This is a genomic window from Gordonia sp. UCD-TK1, from assembly GCF_001691435.1.
In the GTDB taxonomy this organism is placed as follows: domain Bacteria; phylum Actinomycetota; class Actinomycetes; order Mycobacteriales; family Mycobacteriaceae; genus Gordonia; species Gordonia hongkongensis.
This window is the reverse complement of record NZ_LZMP01000057.1, coordinates 36,506-58,823: the sequence shown is the minus strand read 5'-3', so window position 1 is coordinate 58,823 and position 22,318 is coordinate 36,506. Positions and strand designations below refer to the sequence as shown.

The 22,318-nt window shown below is 69.4% G+C and carries 17 protein-coding genes; 4 read left to right on the top strand and 13 right to left on the bottom strand.

Annotated features, from left to right (window positions below; all coding sequences use genetic code 11):
• Nucleotides 1-12: 12 nt before the first annotated feature.
• On the bottom strand, nt 13-1,389 hold the full coding sequence (gene ilvA, locus A9310_RS21560) for a threonine ammonia-lyase IlvA (protein WP_065632400.1): 1,377 nt from the start codon (nt 1,387-1,389) through the stop codon (nt 13-15).
• Between the two features lie 233 nt (nt 1,390-1,622).
• Between ilvA and A9310_RS21555 the strand changes: the two genes are divergently transcribed.
• Nucleotides 1,623-2,609 carry an SMP-30/gluconolactonase/LRE family protein gene (locus tag A9310_RS21555; RefSeq protein WP_065632317.1) on the top strand — a complete coding sequence of 329 codons (987 nt, stop codon included), beginning with the start codon at nt 1,623-1,625 and terminating at the stop codon, nt 2,607-2,609.
• Here the strand turns inward: A9310_RS21555 and A9310_RS21550 are convergent.
• The 5 genes from A9310_RS21550 to lspA all read right to left on the bottom strand — a co-directional run bounded on the left by A9310_RS21550 (nt 2,552) and on the right by lspA (nt 9,967).
• The gene (locus A9310_RS21550) at nt 2,552-2,821 is read right to left on the bottom strand and encodes a hypothetical protein (RefSeq protein WP_065632316.1); all 270 of its coding nucleotides are present in this window, start codon (nt 2,819-2,821) and stop codon (nt 2,552-2,554) included. The genes A9310_RS21555 and A9310_RS21550 overlap by 58 nt on opposite strands.
• Nucleotides 2,822-2,962: 141 nt before the next feature.
• Complete coding sequence (dnaE, locus tag A9310_RS21545; protein WP_055476139.1) at nt 2,963-6,505, bottom strand: DNA polymerase III subunit alpha; 3,543 nt, start codon at nt 6,503-6,505, stop codon at nt 2,963-2,965.
• Between the two features lie 219 nt (nt 6,506-6,724).
• Complete coding sequence (locus A9310_RS21540; protein WP_055476138.1) at nt 6,725-8,296, bottom strand: serine/threonine-protein kinase; 1,572 nt, start codon at nt 8,294-8,296, stop codon at nt 6,725-6,727.
• A gap of 98 nt (nt 8,297-8,394) precedes the next feature.
• On the bottom strand, nt 8,395-9,321 hold the full coding sequence (locus A9310_RS21535; protein WP_065632399.1) for an RluA family pseudouridine synthase: 927 nt from the start codon (nt 9,319-9,321) through the stop codon (nt 8,395-8,397).
• A complete protein-coding gene (lspA, locus tag A9310_RS21530; RefSeq protein ID WP_065632315.1) occupies nt 9,314-9,967 on the bottom strand; it encodes a signal peptidase II in 654 nt (217 codons plus the stop codon). Before lspA ends, A9310_RS21535 begins: the two co-directional genes overlap by 8 nt.
• Nucleotides 9,968-10,007: 40 nt before the next feature.
• Here lspA and A9310_RS21525 point away from each other — a divergent pair, with 40 nt between their 5' ends.
• Entirely contained in the window at nt 10,008-10,955 is a 948-nt protein-coding gene (locus tag A9310_RS21525) for a hypothetical protein (protein ID WP_058251730.1), read from the top strand.
• Between the two features lie 71 nt (nt 10,956-11,026).
• Here the strand turns inward: A9310_RS21525 and A9310_RS21520 are convergent, their stop codons facing one another.
• Entirely contained in the window at nt 11,027-11,506 is a 480-nt protein-coding gene (locus A9310_RS21520) for a hypothetical protein (protein WP_175401191.1), read from the bottom strand.
• 338 nt (nt 11,507-11,844) lie between these two features.
• On the opposite strand from A9310_RS21520, the gene A9310_RS21515 reads away from it, so the two are divergent.
• Nucleotides 11,845-12,888, top strand: coding sequence for an asparaginase (locus A9310_RS21515; protein ID WP_065632313.1), 1,044 nt, complete (start codon nt 11,845-11,847; stop codon nt 12,886-12,888).
• Nucleotides 12,889-12,948: 60 nt separating this feature from the next.
• Here A9310_RS21515 and A9310_RS21510 read toward each other — a convergent pair whose 3' ends face one another.
• Nucleotides 12,949-14,475, bottom strand: a complete 1,527-nt coding sequence (locus tag A9310_RS21510) for a DNA polymerase IV (protein WP_065632312.1) — start codon at nt 14,473-14,475, stop codon at nt 12,949-12,951.
• A gap of 10 nt (nt 14,476-14,485) precedes the next feature.
• Nucleotides 14,486-14,941, bottom strand: coding sequence for a nitroreductase/quinone reductase family protein (locus tag A9310_RS21505; RefSeq protein ID WP_065632311.1), 456 nt, complete (start codon nt 14,939-14,941; stop codon nt 14,486-14,488).
• Between the two features lie 115 nt (nt 14,942-15,056).
• Between A9310_RS21505 and A9310_RS21500 the strand changes: the two genes are divergently transcribed.
• Nucleotides 15,057-15,749, top strand: a complete 693-nt coding sequence (locus A9310_RS21500; RefSeq protein ID WP_065632310.1) for a TetR/AcrR family transcriptional regulator — start codon at nt 15,057-15,059, stop codon at nt 15,747-15,749.
• Between the two features lie 67 nt (nt 15,750-15,816).
• On the opposite strand, the gene A9310_RS21495 is transcribed toward A9310_RS21500, so the two are convergent.
• The 4 genes from A9310_RS21495 to A9310_RS21475 form a co-directional block, all read right to left on the bottom strand.
• A complete protein-coding gene (locus A9310_RS21495) occupies nt 15,817-16,728 on the bottom strand; it encodes an RNA polymerase subunit sigma-24 (RefSeq protein WP_065632309.1) in 912 nt (303 codons plus the stop codon).
• Nucleotides 16,729-16,966: 238 nt separating this feature from the next.
• Nucleotides 16,967-20,110 carry an isoleucine--tRNA ligase gene (ileS, locus tag A9310_RS21490; RefSeq protein ID WP_302621833.1) on the bottom strand — a complete coding sequence of 1,048 codons (3,144 nt, stop codon included), beginning with the start codon at nt 20,108-20,110 and terminating at the stop codon, nt 16,967-16,969.
• A gap of 401 nt (nt 20,111-20,511) precedes the next feature.
• Nucleotides 20,512-21,387, bottom strand: coding sequence for a hypothetical protein (locus A9310_RS21480; protein WP_065632306.1), 876 nt, complete (start codon nt 21,385-21,387; stop codon nt 20,512-20,514).
• Nucleotides 21,388-21,420: 33 nt separating this feature from the next.
• Nucleotides 21,421-22,236, bottom strand: a complete 816-nt coding sequence (locus tag A9310_RS21475) for a DivIVA domain-containing protein (RefSeq protein WP_065632305.1) — start codon at nt 22,234-22,236, stop codon at nt 21,421-21,423.
• Nucleotides 22,237-22,318: the final 82 nt, after the last annotated feature.

Here is a 22,318-nt window from a genome sequence, read left to right as displayed (position 1 = left end):
CGGCCCCGATTCTCAGGTCAGGTAGGCGTACGCCGGACTACCCGGCTCGAGCCGCTCACAGTGCAGCCGGGAATGGGCCATCCGGTCCATCAGGTCGCCGAGCCCGTCGCGGTGTCCCAGCTCGACGCCGACGAGGGCGGCGCCGGTCTCCCGGTTGTTGCGTTTCACGTACTCGAACAGCGTGATGTCGTCGTCGGGTCCGAGAACCTCGTCGAGGAAACGCCGCAGCGCACCCGGCTCCTGTGGGAAGTCGACCAGGAAGTAGTGCTTGAGTCCCCGGTGCACCAGCGAGCGCTCGATGATCTCGCCGTACCGGGACACGTCGTTGTTGCCGCCGGAGACCAGGCACACCACGGTGGAGTCCGCGGGCAGCTGCAGTTTGTCGAGGATCGCGACGGCGAGAGCACCCGCGGGTTCGGCGATGATTCCCTCGTTCTGGTAGAGCTCGAGCATCGCCGAGCAGATGGCGCCTTCATCGACGTGGGTTATATGCGCGGTTCCCGGCACGGGCGCGTGACGCTCGTCGGGTACCACGCGTGCGGCCGGGACGTCGGTGATGCTCGCCAGCACCGGGTGATCGGTCACTGTCGCGCCCATCTCCGACAGCACCCGGTGCCCGATGGTCCCGATGCGCTTCACCGCCGCCCCGTCGACGAACGGGTCGATCTCGGCGAGGGTCACCGGTCCCCCGTTGACGAGGGCAGCGCTCAGCGACACCGCGCCGGTCGGTTCGACACCGACGATCGTGACGTGCTCGGACAGGCCGCGGAAGTAGGTGGCCATCCCGGCCAGGCATCCCCCGCCGCCGACCGGCGCGACCACGACGTCGGGAACACGACCCAGCTGTTCGACGATCTCGTGCGCGATGGTCCCCTGACCGGCCGCGGTCCGCGGGTCGTCGAATGCATGGATCCACGCGGACCCGGTACGCATCACGTCGTCCTGAGCAGCGGCCGCGGCGGCGTCGTAGGTGTCGCCGACCGCCTTGAGTTCGACGAAGTCGCCACCGTGCCAACGGATTCGATCGCGTTTCTGCTTGGGCGTGGTGGTCGGGACGTAGATGCGTCCGGGCACCTGCATGCTCCGGCATGCGAACGCGACCCCTTGGGCGTGGTTGCCGGCGCTGGCCGCGACGACACCACGCGACAGCTCCTCGGCCGACAGCTGCGCCATCACGTTGTAGGCGCCGCGCAGTTTGTAGGAACGGACGGCCTGGAGGTCCTCGCGCTTTAGGAAGATCTCGGCCCCGGTGTCGGCGGACAGCCGCGGGCAGATCTCGAGCGGGGTACGCGCCACCGCGTCGGCGATACGGATCGATGCGGCTTCGATCGCGTCTACCGACAACGCCTGTTGATGGACCGGGACGTGGTGCGTACTCACGACAGCCATGTTCTCACTGTCTACCGGTGATCCGATGTCGCGGGTTCCGACGCCCGTCCGCGACCGCGTCGTGGGTGGTGGCACCGCGGCGCCGGATGAATCGGCATCGCGGCACATTCGCGCACCCGTTGGCGTAACACTGGACGGGTGCGTTTGACAGCGAGCCGGACGGGAATCTTCCCGACGACCGTCTCGCCCAGCCATCACCGACGGCGACCAGCCTCACCGACCAGGGAGCAGCCATGACAGCTCGTCGAACCTTCCCACCCCGCACGCGACGCCTGTCACGACTGGCCGCGCTCGGAGCGGCCGCCGCCCTGGCGGTCGGGCTCGGCGCCGCCGTGGACCCCGCCCCGGCCGCGGCCGCCCCCGTGTGCGCGGGTGCCGGGCAGCCGGCGCGACTCGTCGGGTCGGTGCCCGGCGCGGCGCTCGAGGGCCTGACCGTCGACGCCGCCGGACGCCTCTACACCACCGACCTGATCACCGGTCGCGTGTATCGTCTGGCCGGACCGGGCGCACCTGCGGTTCCGATCGCACGCGTGCCGGGCGGGAGCGGAGCGGGTGCGCTGGCGTGGACCCCCGGCGGCACCCTGCTGGTCGGATACGGCGCCGACCCGCGTGTCTTCGTGGGCGACGCGCTGCGACACGCATCCATCGCCCGGCTCGACATCAATACCCGCGCCCTGCGGGCCTGGGTGACGGGACTTTCGGCGGCCAACGGGATGGACGTGTCGGCGCGCGGAAATGTGTACGCCACCAACGACTTCGGCAATCTCATCGGTCGGGTGAGCCCCACCGGCGCCGTGCAGGCCGCCTGGGGAGCGCTGCCGAGCGCGAACGGAGCAGTTCTCGGACGCGGCGACGGGTGGCTGTACGTGTCGAGGACCTTCGTGAACCCGGGCGTCAGCCGGATCTCCACTGCGAATCCGCGTGTCGTGCAGAACCTGCTCAACGTGGGTGCGCCATCGACGCCGGACGGACTGACCCTCGATTCACGCGACCGACCTGTGGTGCCGTTCAACGCGACGGGTGAGATCGTGCGCGTGACGGCGCCCGGAAGCTACTGCGTGCTCGCGACGGGCCTACCGACCTCGAGCGTCGTGTCCTACGGACGAGGCGACCGCGGGTTCTCGGCCGGACGTCTCTTCCGCGCCGGATTCGACGGACGGATCTACGAGATCCCCGGCGGGTTCGATGCCGGCGCGACGGCCGCCGTCCCCGGCAGGTAGCGCTCGCCCCACCACACCGCGAGCAGCGTCAGCCCGCTCGCCCAGGCGGTGACCGCGAGTGAGCCGAGGAGAACGAGGCTGACCAGTGCCACCACGACCGCGGCGGCGACGGCGTGCGCCTTGTGGACCGGCCACTGCGCACCCAGGACATCGACGGTGCGGGGCTGCCGCGATGCAGAACGACCGGGGTCGACGTCGATCAGAGTCGCCATGTCGGATCACTCCCTCACTGGCCGGGTGCGCTGGACGTGCCGTCGAGTGTAGCGCAGAACGAACGAAAATGTTCGGCGAGCCGAATCCTGAGTCACGGCCGGGTGAAGTCCATCGAGCAGGCGACCCTCACTTCAGCCGCGTCAACTCAGACAGCTTGGCCCCAGGAGGGCCTTGAGGTCGCCCATCAGCGCCGAACTCGGGGCCACACGTAACGACTCGGTCAGTTTCAGCTGGGTCTGCCGCTTGTCGCTGACGAGCGTCACGTGCACGTCGGCCATGCCGGGATGCCGGGTCAGCACCTGCTTGAGCGCCGCCACGCGGTCGGGGGTGCAGAGTCGCGCCGACAGTGTCAGGGCCACCGGTTTGGTCGCCCCCGCGGTTTCCAGATCCGGCACCGCGAGATCGTTCGCGCTGATCATCATGCTGTCGTCGCGCAGGTTGACGCGCGCCTTGATCAGGACGATGTTGTCGGCGACGATGTCCATCCCGTACGCGACATAGGCCCGCGGGAAGAAATACACCTCGACTCCACCGACCATGTCCTCGAGGGTCACCGCGGCCCACGGCTCGCCCTTCTTGTTCACCCGCCGGGTCACCGAGGAGATGATGCCGCCGATGGTGATCTGGGCGCCGTCGGCGACGTTGCCCTCGAGGAGCGTCGAGATCGAGGTGTCGGTGTGCGCGGCGATCGCGTGCTCGACGCCGCTGAGCGGATGGCCGGACACGTAGAGCCCCAGCATCTCCCGCTCGATGGCGAGCTTGTGCTTGGTGTCCCATTCCTCTTCGGGCACCTTGACCGCGAACACCTCGGCCATCGAGTCGTCGGCACCGCCGGCGTCGCCGAAGAGGTCGAACTGTCCGATCGCCTCGGCCTTCTTGGTTCCGATGACCGATTCGACGGCCTCCCCGTGTACGAGGAACAGACCCTTGCGCGGGTGTCCGAGTGAGTCGAAGGCGCCGGCCTTGATCAGCGACTCGGTCACCTTCTTGCTGCAGGCGGTGACGTCGATCTTGCCGAGGTAGTCGGAGAAGTTGGTGAATTTCCCCTTCTCCTCGCGCGCCGAGATGATCGAACCGACGACGCCGGAGCCGACGTTGCGGATCGCGGCCAGGCCGAATCGGATGTCCTTGCCGACCGCGGCGAAGTTCCGCTGGGACTCGTTGACATCGGGCGGCAGCACGGTGATCCCGAGCTTGCGACAGTCGGCCAGGTAGATCGCGGCCTTGTCCTTGTCGTCGCCGACCGAGGTCAGGAGGCCGGCCATGTACTCGGCGGGATAGTTCGCCTTGAGGTACGCGGTCCAGAAGGACACCAGCCCGTAGCCGGCGGCGTGCGACTTGTTGAACGCGTAGCCGGCGAACGGCAGGACGGTGTCCCACAGCGCGGTGATCGCGGCCTGGGAGAAACCGTTGTTGCGCATGCCCTCCGCGAAGCCGTCGTAGGCCTCGTCGAGGATCTCCTTCTTCTTCTTGCCCATCGCGCGACGCAGCAGGTCGGCCTGTCCGAGCGAGTACCCGGCGACCTTCTGCGCGATCTGCATGATCTGCTCTTGGTAGACGATGAGGCCGTAGGTCTCCGACAGGATCTCCTTGAGCGGCTCCTCCAGCTCGGGATGGATCGGCCTGATCTCCTGCAGACCGTTCTTGCGCTTGGCGTAGTCGGTGTGGGCGTTCACACCCATCGGCCCGGGACGGTACAGCGCGAGCACGGCGACGATGTCCTCGAACCCGGTGGGCTGCATCATCTTCAGGAGTTCGCGCATGGCGGCGCCGTCGAGCTGGAACACCCCGAGGGTGTCGCCACGGGCGAGTAGTTCGTAGGTCTTCTCGTCTTCGAGCGGCAGCGAGTCGAGGTCGAGATCGATTCCCCGGTTGAGTTTGATGTTCTCCAGGGCGTCACCGATGACGGTGAGGTTGCGCAGACCCAGGAAGTCCATCTTCAGCAGGCCGATCGCCTCACACGACGGGTAGTCCCAGCCGGTGATGATGGCGCCGTCCTGCGCGCGCTTCCACACCGGGATCGCGTCGGTCAGCGGCTCCGAGGACATGATCACCGCACACGCGTGCACACCGGCGTTGCGGATCAGACCCTCCAGTCCGATCGCGGTGTCGTAGATCTTCTTGACGTCCGGATCGGTCTCGATGAGCGTGCGGACCTCGGCGGCCTCGTTGTAGCGCTCGTGTTCGGGGTTGGTGATACCCCAGACCGGGATGTCCTTGGCCATGATCGGCGGCGGCAGCGCCTTGGTGATGCGGTCGGCGATCGCGAATCCCGGCTGACCGAACTGGACGCGCGCCGAATCCTTGATCGCGGCCTTCGTCTTGATGGTGCCGAACGTGATGACCTGGGCCACCTTGTCGCTGCCCCACCGGTCGGTCGCGTACCGCACCATCTCGCCTCGACGACGGTCGTCGAAGTCGATGTCGATGTCGGGCATCGACACCCGCTCGGGGTTGAGGAACCGCTCGAAGAGCAGGCCGTGCGGGATCGGGTCGATGTTCGTGATGCCCAGCGCCCAGGCCACGAGCGAACCGGCCGCCGAGCCACGGCCCGGGCCGACCCGGATGCCGACCTCGAGAGCGTGGCGGATGAGGTCGCCGACGACGAGGAAGTAGGCCGGGAACCCCATCTGGATGATGACGTCGAGTTCGTAGTTGGCGCGCTGCAGGTATTCCTCGGGCACCTCGGTGCCGGCGAAACGGCGCTCCGCGAGTCCCTTCGCGACCTCCTTGCGCAGGAACGTCTGCTGCGTCTCGCCGTCGGGGACCGGGAAGACCGGCATCCGGTCGCGGTGGGTGAAGACCTCTTTGTAGGACTCGACGCGCTCGCCGATCTCCAGGGTGTTGTCACACGCCCCGGGGACGATCGAGTCCCACTGCTCGCGCATCTCGGCCGCGGACTTCAGGTAGTAACCGTCGCCGTCGAACTTGAACCGGGTCGGATCGGAGAGGGTCTTGCCGGTCTGCACGCACAGCAGCGCCTCGTGCGCCGCGGCGTGCTCCTTGGTCACGTAGTGGCAGTCGTTCGTGACGATCGGCTTGATGCCCAGCTTGCGACCGATCTCGAGCAGACCGTCGCGCACACGCCGCTCGATCTCGAGCCCGTGCTCCATGAGTTCGAGGTAGAAGTTGTCCTTGCCGAAGATCTCCTGCCACTTCGCCGCGGCCTCGAGCGCCTCGCGGTCGTGGCCGAGCCGGAGCCGGGTCTGCACCTCACCGGACGGGCATCCCGTCGTCGCGATGATCCCCTCGGCGTGCTCGGCGATCAGGTCCACGTCCATCCGCGACCACTTGCCGAGCTGCCCCTCGATCGACGCGAGGGACGACAGCTTGAACAGGTTGCGCAGCCCGGTCGCGTTCTCGGCGACCATCGTCATATGGGTGTAGGCACCCGAGCCGGAGACGTCGTCGCTCTTCTGATCGCGGGTGCCCCACTGGATTCGTTTGGTGTCGAATCGTGAGCCGGGGGCGATGTAGGCCTCGATGCCGATGATCGGCTTGATGTCGTTCTTGACCGCAGTGTTGTAGAACTCGCTGGCGCCGAACATGTTTCCGTGGTCGGTCATGCCGATCGCGGTCATTCCCAGACGTTTGGCCTCGGCGAACAACGGGGACACCTTCGCCGCACCGTCGAGCATGGAGTACTCGGTGTGGTTGTGCAGGTGTACAAACGAGTCCGTCACGGCGCCTCTTCTGTCGAGATCAGTCGGTAGATGTCGGGTCAGTCGTCAGATGTCGGTTCGGTCGGCGGTCATCGGCACCCGGGAGAGTGCGCCCGAAGGCGGTCGGGCGGGTCCGAGTCCGGGTCCACTCTAGGCGCGTGCACCGACACCGCCGGGCTCCCACTCCGCGTCGTGACGGATGGGACAGCTGTGGTAGCGGAGCCGGTTCGCTCACCGCGCTCACAGGGCCATGAACACGAGGACGATCGCGACCAGCAACACCGCGGCGACGATCGCCAGCACGATGGGCAACCGGTTCGACGACGACGGCGTCGATGAAGTCGGACCCGCCGGCCCGGCCCAGCCCCGGGGACCTTGACCGGGCAGCCCGCCGGGTCCCGCGGCATCCAGGCCGCGCGGCGGGGTGCCGGCCGGTGTCGGGCCGACGCCGCCCAGGCGGCTCCGGTCGGGCCGCAGGTGGTCGTTGCTCTGCCGGAACGGATTCGACGGCGGATGCTGCCACACCGCCGGATCGGCACCGGTCGTCGGCCTCGATCTCGGGCCGCGCCCGGGCACCCGCGAGCCCGGCGCGGGGCCGGAGGGCGGCGTGGCGGCACCCGGTGGGGCGTTCGGCGGACCGCCGCGCGCCGGGGCCGCGCGCTGCGTCGCTTCATGTGCCGGGTCAACGTTCGCCGCGGGACGGCCGGGCCCGGGTCGGCGGGGCTCGGCCGGCCCCGGCCGTGATCGACGTTCCGCGGGTGGTCGGTCGGGGGTCGCGGCGCGACCGGCGGGCGGCGGTGTCGGCCGGTCGGACCGTCCGGGCATGTCCGGCGCGCGCGGACCCGGGACGGCGCCGCCGGCCATCCGACCGGGGAGGCCGCGAACCGTCTCCGCGTCGAGGTCGGCGGCCGACCTCGGCCGCACGTTCCGCAGACCCGTCGCCAGCGCGTCGGCGAACTCCCGGCAGCTGGCGAAGCGCTCGTCCGGGGACTTCGCCATCGCACGCGCGATGACCGCGTCGGCGTCGGGCGAGAGTCCGGGCACGAGCTCGGAAACCCGCGGTACGGGTTCTTTCAGATGTGCTCCGATGACGGCGCCGTTGTCGCGGTCGTCGAAGGGCACGCGCCCGGTGAGCAGGTGGAAAGTGGTGGCCGCCAGCGAATACTGGTCGGTCCGGCCATCGAGTCGACGACCCGTCAGCTGCTCCGGGGACGCGTACGACAGCGTGGCGAGGACCGTGCCGACCGAGGTGAGCGCCTCGGTCTCGTCGGACAGTTTGGCGACCCCGAAGTCGGTCAGCAGGACCCGCTGCTCGTCGAACGACGAATCATCGTCGACCTCGGCGAGCAGGATGTTGGCGGGTTTCACATCGCGGTGCAGCAGTCCGCGCCGGTTGGCGTGGTCGATCCCCCGCGCCACCTCCGACACGATGTGCACCACGCGACGCGGGGCGAGGCGGCCGCGTCCGGCGAGTTCGCGCGCACAGTCGGTTCCCGGGACGTACTGCATGGCGATCCAGAGCAGATCGGCCTCCGCCGACTTGTCCGGCCTCGACGCCACCGGCACACTCGCACGTCCGCGGTTGAACACGGTGACGATGTTCGGGTGGTCGAGCGTGGCCGCGACCTCCGCCTCCCGCAGGAACCGCCGGCGAAAGTTGCTGTCCGTGAGCCCGGCCGAGGCCTTCAGCACCTTCAGGGCGTCGTACCGGGGCAGCTCCGGATGTCGGGCGAGGAAGACCGCACCCATGCCGCCGCTGCCGAGTACCCGTTCGACGCGGTACCCGGCGACGAGGGTTCCCGGCTCGAGCACTCCCCCAATCTAGCGGTGTGTCTCGGAAATAGTCGATCGAACGGCCTGGTCGCGCGAGGCCTCAGGCCCGCTCGCTCCGCTCCCGGCGCCTGGTGAGGTCAGGTCGCGCGTAGGACCTCGAGCGCGTGCTGCAGGTCCTCGGGGTATGACGAGGTGAACTCCACCTGTCGGCCGTCGGCCGGATGGGCGAACCCGAGCGACCGCGCGTGCAGCCATTGGCGTTCCAGACCCAGCTTCTTGGCCAGCACCGGATCGGCGCCGTACGTGGGATCACCGCAGCACGGATGGTGGAGGGCCGAGAAGTGAACCCGGATCTGGTGTGTGCGACCGGTTTCGAGGTGAACGTCCAGCAGCGACGCCGACGCGAACATCTCCAGGGTGTCGTAGTGGGTGACACTCGGTTTGCCGTTCGCGGTCACCGCGAACTTCCAGTCGTTGCCGCGGTGGCGGCCGATCGGCGCATCGATGGTCCCCGACGGCGGATCGAGGTGCCCCTGGACGAGCGCGTGGTAACCCTTGTGCACGGTCCGCTGTTTGAACGCCCGCTTGAGCAACGTGTACGCCCGTTCGGACACCGCGACCACCATGACCCCCGACGTGCCGACGTCGAGACGGTGGACGATCCCTTGACGTTCGTGCGCTCCCGACGTCGAGATCCGGAAACCCGCAGCCGCGAGGGCCCCGATGACCGTCGGGCCGCTCCAGCCCAGCGAGGGATGCGCGGCGACACCCACCGGCTTGTCGACGACGACGATGTCGGAGTCGTGGTAGATGACCTCGAGGTCCTCGACCGGGGTCGGCTCGACGCGCAGCGGCTCCTCCGGTTCGGGCAGCGTGACGTGCAGCATCGTGCCCGCGGCGAGTTTGTGCGACTTCCCCACCGCCACGCCGTCGACCACGACGTCGCCATCCTCGGCCAGGGTGGCGACGACGGTGCGCGACAGCCCGAGCATCCGGGAGACGCCGGCATCCACGCGCATCCCGTCGAGGCCGTCGGGCACCGGCAGGAACCGCGATTCACGCATGCGCGCCGCCCTCGGTGCCGGCGGGGTCGCGCTGCTCACGGCGGGCCGCCCAGCCCGTGCGGGTGCCGTCGTAGTCGAAACCGAGCGCGGAGAGGACGACCAGGAGGATCGCACCGCACACCACCGCGGAGTCGGCGACGTTGAACACCGGCCACCACCCCACCGACACGAAGTCGACGACATGGCCCTGAAGTGGTTGCGGGGCACGGAAGATGCGGTCCGTCAAGTTGCCGATGGCGCCACCGAGCACAAGGGCCAGACCCGCCACCCACCACCAGGAGCGCAGCCGGCTGCTGTAGCGGATGATCACGAGCACGACCACCAGGGCGATGATCGACAGCACCCAGGTGTATCCGGTGGCCATGGAGAAGGCCGCGCCGCTGTTGCGGACCAGACGCAGCGTGACGAAGTCGCCGATGATCTCCACCGGGCGCATCGGGTCGATCGCGGCGACGGCGATCGACTTCGTCAGCTGGTCGAGTCCCAGGACCACGAGCGCGACGCCGAGCACCACGATCGTCGCCTTCGGCACCCGACGGCCGGGACGTGCGGCGGCGTCGGTGTCGCCGGGTCGCCGGTCGGCCCCGGGTTCGACACGGTCGTGCGGGTCCACGTGCTCTCGATCCGTCAGGGGTTGGTCATCCACAGCATCATTGTCCACGACACGTCGAATACGCTGGCTACCCGTGTCCCCGCATCCCCGTCGCCTCCGGTCCGTCGTCTCGTCCATCGGGGCGGTGACCGCGCTGTCCGTACTGGTCGCGGGATGCGCATCGGGTCCCGACGAGACGCCCGGCGCTCCGGCGGCGAGCACATCGGCGGGCTGCAGCACCGACTCGCCGTCCCGCGCCGCCGGTGCGGCGCCGGTCCCGATCGCACCGGCGACGGTGACGATCGTCGACGCGGGAACCGGGGAGCGCCGCGTGCCGACGACTGCGCCGGACGTCGCCACCGCCCAGTCGGTGACCCTGGTGACGACCTCGGAGGTGGCGTCGCCGGGCACCTCGGACGCCCAGACCGTCGAGATGCCACTGACCGCGCGGTTCGGGTGCGCCGACCCCGCCGACCTCGAACTCGACCTCGGCACGGTCACATCCCCCGACACGACCCTGAACGACGAACTGTCGGCGATGACCGGCGCGAAAGCCGGTCTCACGCTCGGTCCGGGCCTGGCGCCGGTGTCCCTGCGGATCGCGCCGCCGGAGCCGGCCGGCGGCGAGGCGCGACTGGCGGTCGAGCAGGCGCTGGTGTCGGCGTTCAACGCCGCGGTCGTGCTCCCGACCGAACCGATCGCGGTGGGTGCGACGTGGCGGAGCGAGCGGGTGATCGCGGCCGCGGCGACCGTCACCCAGACCATCGAGGCACGGCTCACCGGATGGGACGGCAACCGGCTGACCATCGAGTACACCGCCGACGAGACCCCGGTGAACTCGGTGTTCGCGATCCCCGGCGGCAGTGACAGCCTCACCATCAGCCGCTACAGCTACACCGGTCAGGGCTCGGTGACCGTCGACCTGACCCGCGGGCTGCCCATCGCCGGCGAAGCCACCTATCGGGGCGCTCGCGAGTTGGTCGGTGCGGACCCGAACCGGCCGCTGGTGCAGCGGACCGGACTGTCCGTCACCTGGCGCTGAACGCCGACGGCCCCGGGTCACCGACTTCGGTCGGCGACGCGGGGCCGCGGATCATGCTGTGCGGCGAGTGGTCAGCTCGCAGGAGCGCACATGGCGCTCTCGACCTGGTAGAGGCCGAGGAGGTTGCACACGGTCTCGTTCGAGAGCTTCCAGCGTCCGTCGTCGAAGACGATGGTCGACTCGGCGTTGGTCGGCGGGTTGCCCGCGGTCTCGATCCGGACCTTGACGCGGGCCTTGTTCGGGCCGGCGCTGATCACGGGGTTGACGAGGACCCAGTCGACGTCGGAGTTCTCGGCACGTGCCTTGACCAGCTCGTCGAAGATCGCCGGGTCCTTCTCCGAACCCTCGACCAGTTCGACCTTCTCGGCCCGCGGGATGTCGGGGTCGACGGCCTGATCGACCATCTCGTTGAGCGCGGCGATCGACGGCGGGTTGCTGCCGTCGGTGATCTCGGAGCCGTCGCCGCTCGCGGCTGCGGTGTCGGTGCTGGTGAGCGTCGGTGCGGGCGGCGCGTCTGCGTCGTCACTCCCGCAAGCCGCGACGGTGGTCATCAACGCGGCCGCGATCATGGTCGCGCCCAGGAATTTCCGATACTTCAACGATCTCCCTCACTGTGTTCTCGGGCATGGGGTGCGCCGGCGGGCGCTCTCGTACCGCGATGCCGGACGTGTCTGCCGGGTTCGACCCGACAAGACGTGTCTGCCGGGGTGTACCCCCAGCCGGACGTGTGTGCCGGGTTCCCCCCGGCGACGGCCCACACCACTATGCCAAACGGCGGGCACCAGGGGTCCCCGGCGTCCGGCGACACGCGACGACGATCCGCCCGGCCGGCGGCGCCGAGCAGGCAACGCTTGACGGGCCGACAGGGTTCCGGTGACCCTTGGGCACCATGACAGGCACCCCGCCCGCGGCCACCGGAGTCACCGTGCTGATCAGCACCGGAGGCACGATCGCCGCCCAGACCACCGACGACGGCGCGATCCCGGCGCTCGGCTCGGCCGCTCTCCTCTCCGCCGCCGGGACGATCACCACCGGGACCGGGGACATCGGGACCGGGGACGAGAGGGCCGGGGACGACGGGACGTCGCGCACTCCGTCGGCCATCCGCACCGTCGACCTCATGTCGGTGGACAGTTCGGCGATGACCGTCGCCGACCAGTTCGCGGTGGTCCGCGCGATCGCCGACGCGCTCGCCGACCCCGCCGTGCGCGGTGTGGTGGTCACGCACGGGACCGACACGATGGAGGAGACGGCCTACCTCGCCGACCTGTACGCCGCCGACGAGCGGCCGGTCGTCTTCACCGGGGCCATGCTGCCGTCTGATTCTCCGCGCGCCGACGGGCCGTCGAATCTCGCCGCCGCGTTGGCCGCGATCGACGACCCGACCGCTCGCGGTCGAGGAGTCCTCGTGGCCATGGGTGGCCGGCTCCTGCCGGCACGCGGGTTGTTCAAGGTCTCCACCACCGACCCGGCGGCCTTCGACACCGTGCAGGGCACCCGTCGGGCCGACGACCCGCCGGTGCCGCGACGAGTGCTCGCCGGACCGGTACCGGTGGGCCGGCCGGCACGCGTCGACGCCTTCACCCTCTACCCGGGCGTGTCACCGGGACTGATCGCCGCGTCCGTCGCGCAGAACGCCGCCGGCGTGGTCCTCGCGGCCACCGGCTCCGGGAACACCCACCCGGACATCACCGCCGAGGTGGCACTCGCCGTCCAGCGCGGGGTGACCGTCGTCGTCACCAGCCGCGTCCCGTACGGCGAGGTGACCGCGACCTACGGCGGGGGCGGCGGCGCAGTCGATCTGCGGCGGGCCGGGGCGATCGTGTCACCCTGGCTGCGCGCACCGCAGGCGCGCATGGCGCTCATCGCACTGCTGACCTCGGGTCACGATCTCGGATTGATCACCGATTTCTTTGTCGCACAACAGGACTGAGTGCTGACACCGGCACCCGCCGGGTGGCGGTCACGGCCGGTCGATACCGTGCCCGATCGGTCAACCGTCGCCTAGAAGATCCCACTCGAGGCTGTCGAGCGGATCCGCCGGACGGAGGTTCGGATCGTCGACCGGAAACGTGCGCGTGCGCCCCGGCCCGCTCGTGCGGGTCTCGAATCGCACGGTCACGACCCCGTGTCCACTCCCCTGAACCCAGCCGTGCCCGTGGTCGGGGTGGGTCACGTCGGCGCCGGGGCCGAAGCGGCCGACCGGCATCGAACTCCCTCCCGGCGCGAACCGCGGGGGTTCGGGCGCCGAGTCAGCTATCTGGACGGCCGACGCCTCGGCCCCGGCCGGGTCCGGTGACGTCGCCACCTCGGCGCGACCCCCTTCTTCCGCACCGTGGCCTGCGGCGGTGTCGTGGTGGGTGGTCTCGACATCGGCCGGTCCCTCGCTGCCCAGCTCGTCGAAGAGGGCGTACTGCTGCACCGCAGTCAACCCCGAGAAGCTGACGCCGACAAGGCGAATCGCCCCGATGGAACGCGGATCGAGCGCGAGCCGCTGCGCCGTCCGCTCGAGGTCGTCGAAGTCGGTGGTGGCCGCCGCGGTCGTCGCCGAGCGCGTCAGGATCGACATGTCGGATCTCTTCAGTTTCAGTACGACGGTGCGCGCTCCCCGGCCGTCGGTGAGCAGTCGGCGGTGAGCGCCGGCGGCGGCCTTGCGGATGGCGGGACGCAGCGCGTCGAGTTCGACGATGTCCTCGGCGAAGGTGGACTCGGCGCTGATCTGCTTCGAGGAGGCACGTTCGGCGACCGGCCGGTCGTCGATCCCGTGGGCAAGGCGATGCAGCGCGGGACCGACGGTGGCGCCCAGCACGGAGGCCACCTCGACCGGCGACATCGCCGCGAGGTCACCGATGGTCGCGATCCCCAGCCGCGCCAGCCGATCGCCGGACACGGGCCCGATGCCCCACAGCTTGCGGACCGGGAGCGAATGCAGGAACTCCAGCTGGCCGGACGGTGGGATCACCATCACCCCATCGGGTTTGGCCATCCCCGAGGCGATCTTCGCGAGTTGTTTGCCGCTTCCGAGCCCGACCGACGCGGCGAGTCCGACCTCGCTCCAGATCCGGGATCGGAGCTCCTCGGCGAACTCGCCGGCCGCGTCGACGGTCGCCCCCGCGAGTTCTTCCGGCTCGCCGAACGCCTCGTCGAACGACAGCGTCTCGATGACCGGAACCGCTTCGCGCACAATGGCGAAGACACGTTTGCTGACCGTGCTGTACACCGATCCGCGCGGCGGGATGACCACGCCGGTCGGCCCGATGAGCCGACGCGCCTGGTGCATCGGCATCGCCGAGCCGGCCCCGAACACGCGTGCCTCGTAGCTGGCGCCGGCGACCACCCCGCGCCCACCGGACCCGCCCACCAGTACCGGGCGGCCGCGCAGCGTCGGGCGGGTGAGCTGTTCGACGGAGGCGAAGAACGCGTCCATGTCGAGGTGCATCACCCAGCGCGGGCTGCGTTCGGACCCCCGCCCCGACACCGCACCGACCGGGCGCGGCGGTTCGGGTTCGAGGCGTGACACCTCACCGAGTCTAGTGAGCAGCGGTGACGGCGAAGACGGGGATCAACCCGGCGTGGGCGGCGAGATCCTCGTCCGACGAGGCGAGCGCGAGGCCCGCGGGCAGGAACCGCCCGACCTCCCACCCCCAGCGACGCAGGTACTCCCGGATGACCGGCGGCCGAAGGGCGGGGTCGATTTCGGTGAGGGTGACGACGGCCCGACGTCGGCCACGGCGGAGTTCCACCGTGCCGGCCACGCGCGCGTTGCGCACCCACTGCGTGTCGCCCCGGACGGCGACCAGGTACTCCGCCCCGTCGAGCCGCAGCACGTTGACCGGAACCCGCTGCGGCATGCCGGTCTTCCGGCCGACGACGGTGAGCGTCTGCGCCCCGGCCAGGTTGACCCCGCGGTCGGCGAGCCAGCGCACCGCGCGGTTGAAGGCGGCGTCGAATCCGCTGGGGGCCTTGTAGTGGGTGGTCGCGGTCATGATCGGCCTTTCGTCGAGGTGGCACTTTCGAGAGCAGTGCTCTCGAAATCGAGTATGCAGCCACGCCGCCAGGAAATCAAGAGCACCGCTCTCGGTTTGTGGCAGGATCGTCGCCATGGCCACCGGACGAACCCGCGCGGAGAACCGCGCGATGATGACCGACGAGATCCGTCGACTGGGACGCGAACACCTGACCACCTACGGCGCCGCCGGGCTCTCGTTGCGCGCCATCGCGCGCGACTTGGGCGTCGTCTCCTCGGCGGTGTACCGGTACGTCCCGAGCCGCGACGAGTTGCTGACCATGTTGCTGGTGGAGGCCTACACCGATGTCGCGGACGCCGTCGATGCCGCGGCCGATTCCATTGCCACCTCCCGACGGCGCGATCGACTCGCAGCCGCGGCCGGGGCAGCGCGGACCTGGGCTCTCGCCGAGCCATCCCGCTGGGCGCTGATCTACGGAAGCCCGGTGCCCGGCTACTCCGCCCCCGGCGAGCGGACCATCGGGCCCGGCACACGCATTCCCGTGCGGCTCCTCCGCGAGTGCTCGGCCGCCCACGCCGAAGGCCTGCTACGCGCCGACCTCCCCTCTCCCACAACGGATGTCGCCGCGGACATGGACGCGATCCGCGACGAGTTCGACCTCGACACACCCGCCGCGGTCCTGGCCGCGGCCACCACGTTGTGGGCCGTACTCGTCGGCGCGATCAGCCTGGAGACCTTCGGCCAGTACGGGACCGACACCTTCGCGCATCCCGAGCAGCTGTTCCGGCTCCAGATCGAGCAGACACTGTCGGGCCTGTTCGCCTGAGATCAGACAGAGTGCGGTATTCGTACCGGTTTCCGGTACAGATCCCGCACTCCGCGCGGTGGGCGGATCAGCGGGTGACCGATCGCCGGAGCTCGACCCCGACGAGCTTGTCGGGATTGCGCATCACGTAGATGTCGACGATCAGGTCATCGACGACGCGGAGGGTGATCGCGGTCTGCAGCCGACCGTCGAAGTAGAGGATCATCCCGGGCTGACCGTTGAAGACCACGAACTCGGCGCGGTAATCCTCGAGCACGGCACCGATCCGAGCGAACCCCGACAGCACCTGCATCACCGCGGGCGCCCCGCGCATGGGCTGCCGTACCGCGGTGGCCTTGCCGTTGCTGTCCGAGGTCAGCACCACCTCCGGTGCCATGAGGGCGATGAGGGCGTCCGCGTCGCCCGACTCGGCCGCGTCGAGGAACGTTTCGACGACCTCCGCGGCGCGGGCGCGGTCCATCGGATCGAACCGGGGGCGCCGACGCTCGACGAACGACCGGCCTCGTTCCGCGAGCATCCCCACCTCGTCGGGCGTCCAGGACAGCATCGTGGCGATCGTGTCGTCGGCGAATCCGAAGATCTCACGCAGGACGTACACCGTCCGCTCAGCGGGCTCGAGTTCTTCCAGAACGAGCAGCATCGCGGTCGACGCGAACTCCGCGAGACCCGCGTCGGCGAGGACGTCGCCGTCGAACCGGATGGGATCGGGCAGCCACGGTCCGACGTAGTCCCCGGCAACACGTCGACGCGCGGTGAGCGTGTCGAGCGCGCGCCGGGCGACCTGCGCGATGAGGTGCGCTCGAGCCGACCCGGGGTCGAGCGCGTCCATCGGCGCGCTCGCCGGATGATCCCAGAGGCAGTGTCGGACAACATGTTCGGCGTCCACCGCCGAGCCCAGGATCTCGTAGGCCACCGTGAACAGCAGCGGTTCGAACGCGGCGGATCGCTCCGGGATCGGGTCCACGTCCGTGCGGGTCATCGGGGTCTGCCCCCTCGTAGATGGTTCGGGCGGCGAACGACGCGCTCGGGTGGGTGCTCACTCTGCGGGGTCGGGTCGCGGCAGTCTCCACACCGTACGTGGCGCAGCACCACCAGGGTGCGACTGTTGCGATCGGTGTCCCAGATCGTCTCGTCCGACCACGCCTCCCCGCGCCACCGACGACGACACCGCGCGGACATCCCGGCCGGGATGTCCGCGCGGTGCACGTGTCAACGGATCAGTTCGTCTTCGCCACGTCGGCGGTCACACCGTCGCCCAGTTCGATGCTGCCCGCGTCACCGTCGCCGGTCACGTCGAACCGCACCGCGAGCACCTCGCCGGCGATCAGGTCGGCGTGCGTCCTCGCCCAGTCCAGACGTTCGGCCGGTACGACGAGTCGCACCGTGATCCGGTCGGAGACGTCCAGTCCCAGGGTGCGGCGCGCATCCTGCAGCTCGCGAACCCGGTCCTTCGCCCACCCCTCGGCCTCGAGTTCGGGCGTGACCGCCGTGTCGAGGACGACCAGGCCGTTCCCGCCCGGCAGCTCCGCGGTCGAGTCCGGTTCGACGGCCACCAGCCGCCGGGTGAACTCCCCGTCGTGGAGTTCGATGCCGTCGGCGACCACGACCTCGGACCCGTCGGCGCCCTCGCCCGCAGTCCAGTTGCCCGACTTCACCGCCTTGATCGCACGCTGCACGTCCTTGCCCAAGCGGGGGCCGGCGGCACGCGCGTTGACCGCGATCTCGTGACGTCCGTACTCGCTGGCATCGGTCGCCAGAGTCACGTCCTTGACGTTCATCTCGTCCTTGATCAGGTCGACGAACGGCTCGAGCGCGGCCGCGGTCGGCGAGGCCACCGTCAGACCCGACAGGGGCAGTCGGACCCGCAGCTTGTTGGCCTTGCGGACGCTCGACGCCGTCGAGCACACCGCCTGGACCTGGTCCATGGCCATGACCAGGTCGGCATCGGCCGGCAGCTCATCGTTCGTCGGCCAGTCCGTCAGGTGCACCGACCGCTCCCCGGTGAGACCCCGCCAGATGGCCTCGGTCGCCAGCGGGAGCAGCGGCGAGGCCAGCCGGCAGGCGACCTCGAGCACGGTGTACAGGGTGTCGAAGGCGTCGGTGTCCGCGTCCTGGCCGGCCCAGAAGCGTGCCCGGGAACGACGCACGTACCAGTTGGTGAGCGACTCGACGAACTCACGGAAGGCGTCGCACGCCCCCGCGATGTCGTAGGTGTCGAGTGCCGCGGTCATCGTGTCGCGGGTCGTCGCCAGCTTGGCCAGGATGTAGCGGTCGAGCACGTGCTGCGAGTCGGTCCGCCAGGTCGCCGGGCGCTCGGCGTAGAGCTGCAGGAAGCTGTAGGCGTTCCACAGCGGCAGGAGCGCCTGGCGCACCCCTTCCCGGATGCCTCGCTCCGTCACGACGAGGTTGCCGCCGCGCAGGATCGGCGAGGCCATCAGGAACCATCGCATCGCGTCCGATCCGTCGCGATCGAAGACCTCGTTGACGTCGGGGTAGTTGCGCTTCGACTTCGACATCTTCTGGCCGTCGTCGCCCAGCACGATCCCGTGCGCAGCAACGGTTTTGAAGGCCGGCCGGTCGAACAGCGCGGTGGCCAGCACGTGCAGCGTGTAGAACCAGCCACGGGTCTGCCCGTTGTACTCGACGATGAAGTCGCCCGGATTGTGGGCCGGGGCGTGCGCGGAGTCACCACCGTCGAACCAGTCGCGGTTCTCGAACGGATAGTGCACCTGCGCGAACGGCATCGAACCCGACTCGAACCAGCAGTCGAGGACCTCGGGCACCCGACGCATGGTCGACTTCCCGCTCGGGTCATCGGGATTGGGCCGGGTGAGTTCGTCGATGAACGGCCGGTGCAGGTTGTCCGGTCGCACCCCGAAGTCGTTCTCGAGGTCGTCGAGCGAACCGTAGACGTCGACGCGCGGGAACTCCGGGTCGTCGGACACCCAGACCGGAAGGGGCGCACCCCAGTACCGGTTGCGGCTGATGTTCCAATCCCGGGCGCCTTCGAGCCACTTGCCGAACTGTCCGTCCCGGATGTGTTCGGGCACCCACGTGATCTGCTTGTTCAGTTCGACCATGCGGTCGCGGAACTGCGTCACCGCGACGAACCACGACGGCACCGCCATGTAGATCAGTGGCTGGCCCGACCGCCACGAGTGCGGGTAGGAGTGCTCGATGGTCTCGTGCCGCAGGATCCGCCCGGTTTCCTTCAGGTCCTTGATGATCACCGGGTTGGCGTCGAAGACCATCAGGCCCTCGTACGGCGGGACCTGCGCGGTGAAGCGTCCGCCCGGGTCGAGCGGTTGCACCACCTCGATGCCGTTGGCGGTCGCGAGGTCCATGTCCTCCTCGCCGAAAGCCGGTGCGAGGTGCACGATCCCGGTGCCGCTGTCGGTGGTCACGTAGTCACCCAGCAATACGCGATGGGAGTTCGGATGGCCGGCGAAGAAGTCGAACGGCGGTGTGTACGACAGGTTCTCCAAGGTCTTGCCCAGGTGGGTGCCGAGCACCTCCGGATCGGCGATTTCCTTCGCGTACGCACCGATCAGCGCCTCGGCCAGCAGGTATTCCCGGCCGTCGGCGGCCTTCACGTGGACGTAGGTGACCTCGGGATTGACCGCGATCGCGAGGTTGGACGGCAGGGTCCACGGCGTCGTCGTCCAGATCAGCGCGTTGACTCCGTCGAGCGAGGCCAGCGGACCGTCGGGCACCCGCAGCGGCATCGTGACGGTGACCGCCGGGTCCTGCCGCATCCGGTAGGCATCGTCGAGCTTGGACTCCTGGTTGGACAACGGCGTCTGCTCGTACCAGCTGTAGGGCAGCACTCGATAGCCCTGGTAGATGAGCCCCTTGTCGTAGAGCGCCTTGAACGCCCACATCACCGACTCCATGAAGTCGAGATCGAGTGTCTTGTAGTCGTTGTCGAAGTCGACCCAGCGGGCCTGGCGGGTCACGTAGTCACGCCACTCCCCCGTGTACCGCAGCACCGAGTCGCGGCAGTACTCGTTGAACTTCGCCATGCCCATCTTCTCGATCTCCGACTTGTCGGTGATCCCGAGCTGGCGTTCGGCCTCCAGCTCGGCAGGCAGACCGTGTGTGTCCCAGCCGAATCGGCGGTCCACTTTCTTGCCACGCATGGTCTGGTACCGGGGTACCAGATCCTTGACGTAACCGGTCAGCAGGTGACCGTAGTGCGGCAGACCGTTCGCGAACGGCGGACCGTCGTAGAAGACGAACTCCTCGGCGTCGGCCCGGTTCGCGATCGACGCGGCGAAGGTCGAATCGGAGTCCCAGTACTGCAGGACCCGCTGTTCCACGGACGGGAAGTCGGGGGCGCTGCGCCCGGTGCCCCCGGTCATGTCGACTTTGGGATACACCCGCCCGGACTGAGTGGGGGCGGACTGGGTGGGGTCGGTCGCGTCGCTCACGGCTCGTCTCCTCGTGCCTGGTGATGTCTCATCGGCACGGGGACGCACACCGGAGGTCTGCGCGGTACCACCCCGCTTGCGCCGGAGATCCGACGCCACTCGACGAATCGCGACGGTCGATGACCGTACGATCCTGTGGCTGTCACGGGCCACGCCCGCCCGGTTCTACTGGGAGTCACGCATTCGCACCGTCCACTGGACGCCACACTCGATGACACTGTTCTTCCGGGTGCTCCCCGGTGATGGCCGGATCAACGCGTGAACCAGTGTAGCGACGACCGACCCGGCCGGGCCAATGGGTTCTCGACCGGTGCGCGGCCACCCGGGTGCGCTCAGTCCGGCGGCGGATGCCAGTTCGGATCAAGCGGATCGAAATCCGGACGCCGACGACGCGGCGCGGACTCGTCGGGACTTGTTGCCCAGTCGTCCGGGCCGGCGGCGTCGCCGCCCGGCACGTCGTCGGGGGCCCACCCCGAGGACTGTGGGTCGAACGGACGCGGAGCCGACGGCGGGCCGACCGGAGGCCGTTGGCCCCTGGTCGGAGGCGGGCCGGATTGCGGAGGACCGAATTGCCCCTGCTGCGGCCGGGCCTGCTGTTGAGTCCACGACTGTTGACCGACACCGGGTTGGCGACTCTGCGGTCCCACGCCGGGCGGTCGGGAACCCGGCGGCGGACCGGGGCGACCACCGGCGACATCGACACCGGTGGGCGGGGCCCCGCGGGGCGGCCCGTCACCACTCGGACTGTCGCCGCCGACCGAACGCAGATAGTCCTCGAGGTTGCCCTCACGACGCTCGGGAGCAGGTCGATTCGGCGGGACCGAACCAGCGGGCGCGGCCATTCCGGGGTCGAAGGCCCCGGGCCGATAGCCGGCGGACTCGGAATCGCCGACACCGGGGGTGTCGGCGGCGGGGTACCGACGCGTCGGTGCATCGGCGCCGCGATCGCCGTCCGAGTCGTGCCCGGTGACAGCGTCGTCATCGGCGTCGTGCGACGGATCGGTGTCGCGACCGGCGCCCGGGACCATGTCTTCCAGTGACCGGGCCGCTTCGCCCTTGCGACCGGCGAACACGTCCGCCAAGAGGAAGCCGAGGCCAACCAGACAGACCACGATGCAGGCCACGGCCAGCCACACGGTCCCGGTGATGAGACCGAGGATGAGCAGCACGAACCCCAGGAGGGTCGCGGCCAGCGCCAAGGTCAGCACATCACCAGCCTAGTGCGCACCGATCCGCCCAGGTCAGCTGGGTGAGTAGCTGCTGAATCCACCGTTACCCGGATCGTTCGAGAACGACTGATCGGGTCGGCCGCCCTCGACAGGCGCCGCACTGCCACGCTGCTGGAGTTCCTCGAGCTGGGATTCGAGGTAGGTCTTCAGACGCGTACGGTACTCGCGCTCGAAGGTCTTGAGCTGCTCGATCCGGCCTTCCAGCACACCGCGCTGCTGGTTGATCGTGCCCATGATCTCGCTGTGCTTACGCTCGGCGTCGCTCTGCAGGGCATCGGCACGTTCCTGTGCCTGCCGCAACTGCGCCTCCGATCGCGTCTGGGCGTCGGCGAGGATCGCCTCCGAGCGCTGCCGGGCATCGGCGAGCATGGCGTCGGACTTGGTCTGCGCCTCGGAGACCAGCGTGTCGGCGCGCGTCTGGGCGTCGGACAGCATCGCGTCGGCGTCGGCGCGTGCGCTGCCCGTGAGCCGGTCGGCGGTGTCCTGGGCGAGCGCGAGAACGCGTGCGGCACGCACGTTGGCGTCGTCGTTGGTCGCCTGCGGTGCCGGCGCCGGCGCCGGGGCGGGCGGCTCGGGTGCCGCGGCGGGCTTGGCGAACATCTGGGTCCGGTCGTCCGCCTGGGCGCCACCACCGGAACGGGCATCGGCGAGCTCGCTCTCGAGCTCCTCGACGCGCTGCTTGAGGTCGGTGTTCTCTTCGATCAGCCGTGCGAGTTCGGCTTCGACGAAGTCGAGGAACTGATCGACCTCGTCCTCGTTGTAACCGCGCTTACCGATGGGCGGTTTGCTGAACGCGACGTTGTGCACATCAGCTGGAGTCAGCCGCATGTCGGTTCCCCTCATGTCTGGTGGTGAACTTGTGTTCAGTTGGCGGGCCGTCCAACCCGGATCGCGCGACGGTGAGTCGTTC

Bases quoted from the DNA above. Each gene is read 5' to 3' on its own strand.
- ilvA (WP_065632400.1), bottom strand. From the start codon at position 1,389: ATGGCTGTCGTGAGTACGCACCACGTCCCGGTCCATCAACAGGCGTTG.
- A9310_RS21555 (WP_065632317.1), top strand. From the start codon at position 1,623: ATGACAGCTCGTCGAACCTTCCCACCCCGCACGCGACGCCTGTCACGA.
- A9310_RS21550 (WP_065632316.1), bottom strand. From the start codon at position 2,821: ATGGCGACTCTGATCGACGTCGACCCCGGTCGTTCTGCATCGCGGCAG.
- A9310_RS21535 (WP_065632399.1), bottom strand. From the start codon at position 9,321: ATGCGTGAATCGCGGTTCCTGCCGGTGCCCGACGGCCTCGACGGGATG.
- A9310_RS21520 (WP_175401191.1), bottom strand. From the start codon at position 11,506: ATGACCACCGTCGCGGCTTGCGGGAGTGACGACGCAGACGCGCCGCCC.
- A9310_RS21515 (WP_065632313.1), top strand. From the start codon at position 11,845: ATGACAGGCACCCCGCCCGCGGCCACCGGAGTCACCGTGCTGATCAGC.
- A9310_RS21505 (WP_065632311.1), bottom strand. From the start codon at position 14,941: ATGACCGCGACCACCCACTACAAGGCCCCCAGCGGATTCGACGCCGCC.
- A9310_RS21500 (WP_065632310.1), top strand. From the start codon at position 15,057: ATGGCCACCGGACGAACCCGCGCGGAGAACCGCGCGATGATGACCGAC.
- A9310_RS21495 (WP_065632309.1), bottom strand. From the start codon at position 16,728: ATGACCCGCACGGACGTGGACCCGATCCCGGAGCGATCCGCCGCGTTC.
- ileS (WP_302621833.1), bottom strand. From the start codon at position 20,110: ATGACCGGGGGCACCGGGCGCAGCGCCCCCGACTTCCCGTCCGTGGAA.
- A9310_RS21475 (WP_065632305.1), bottom strand. From the start codon at position 22,236: ATGCGGCTGACTCCAGCTGATGTGCACAACGTCGCGTTCAGCAAACCG.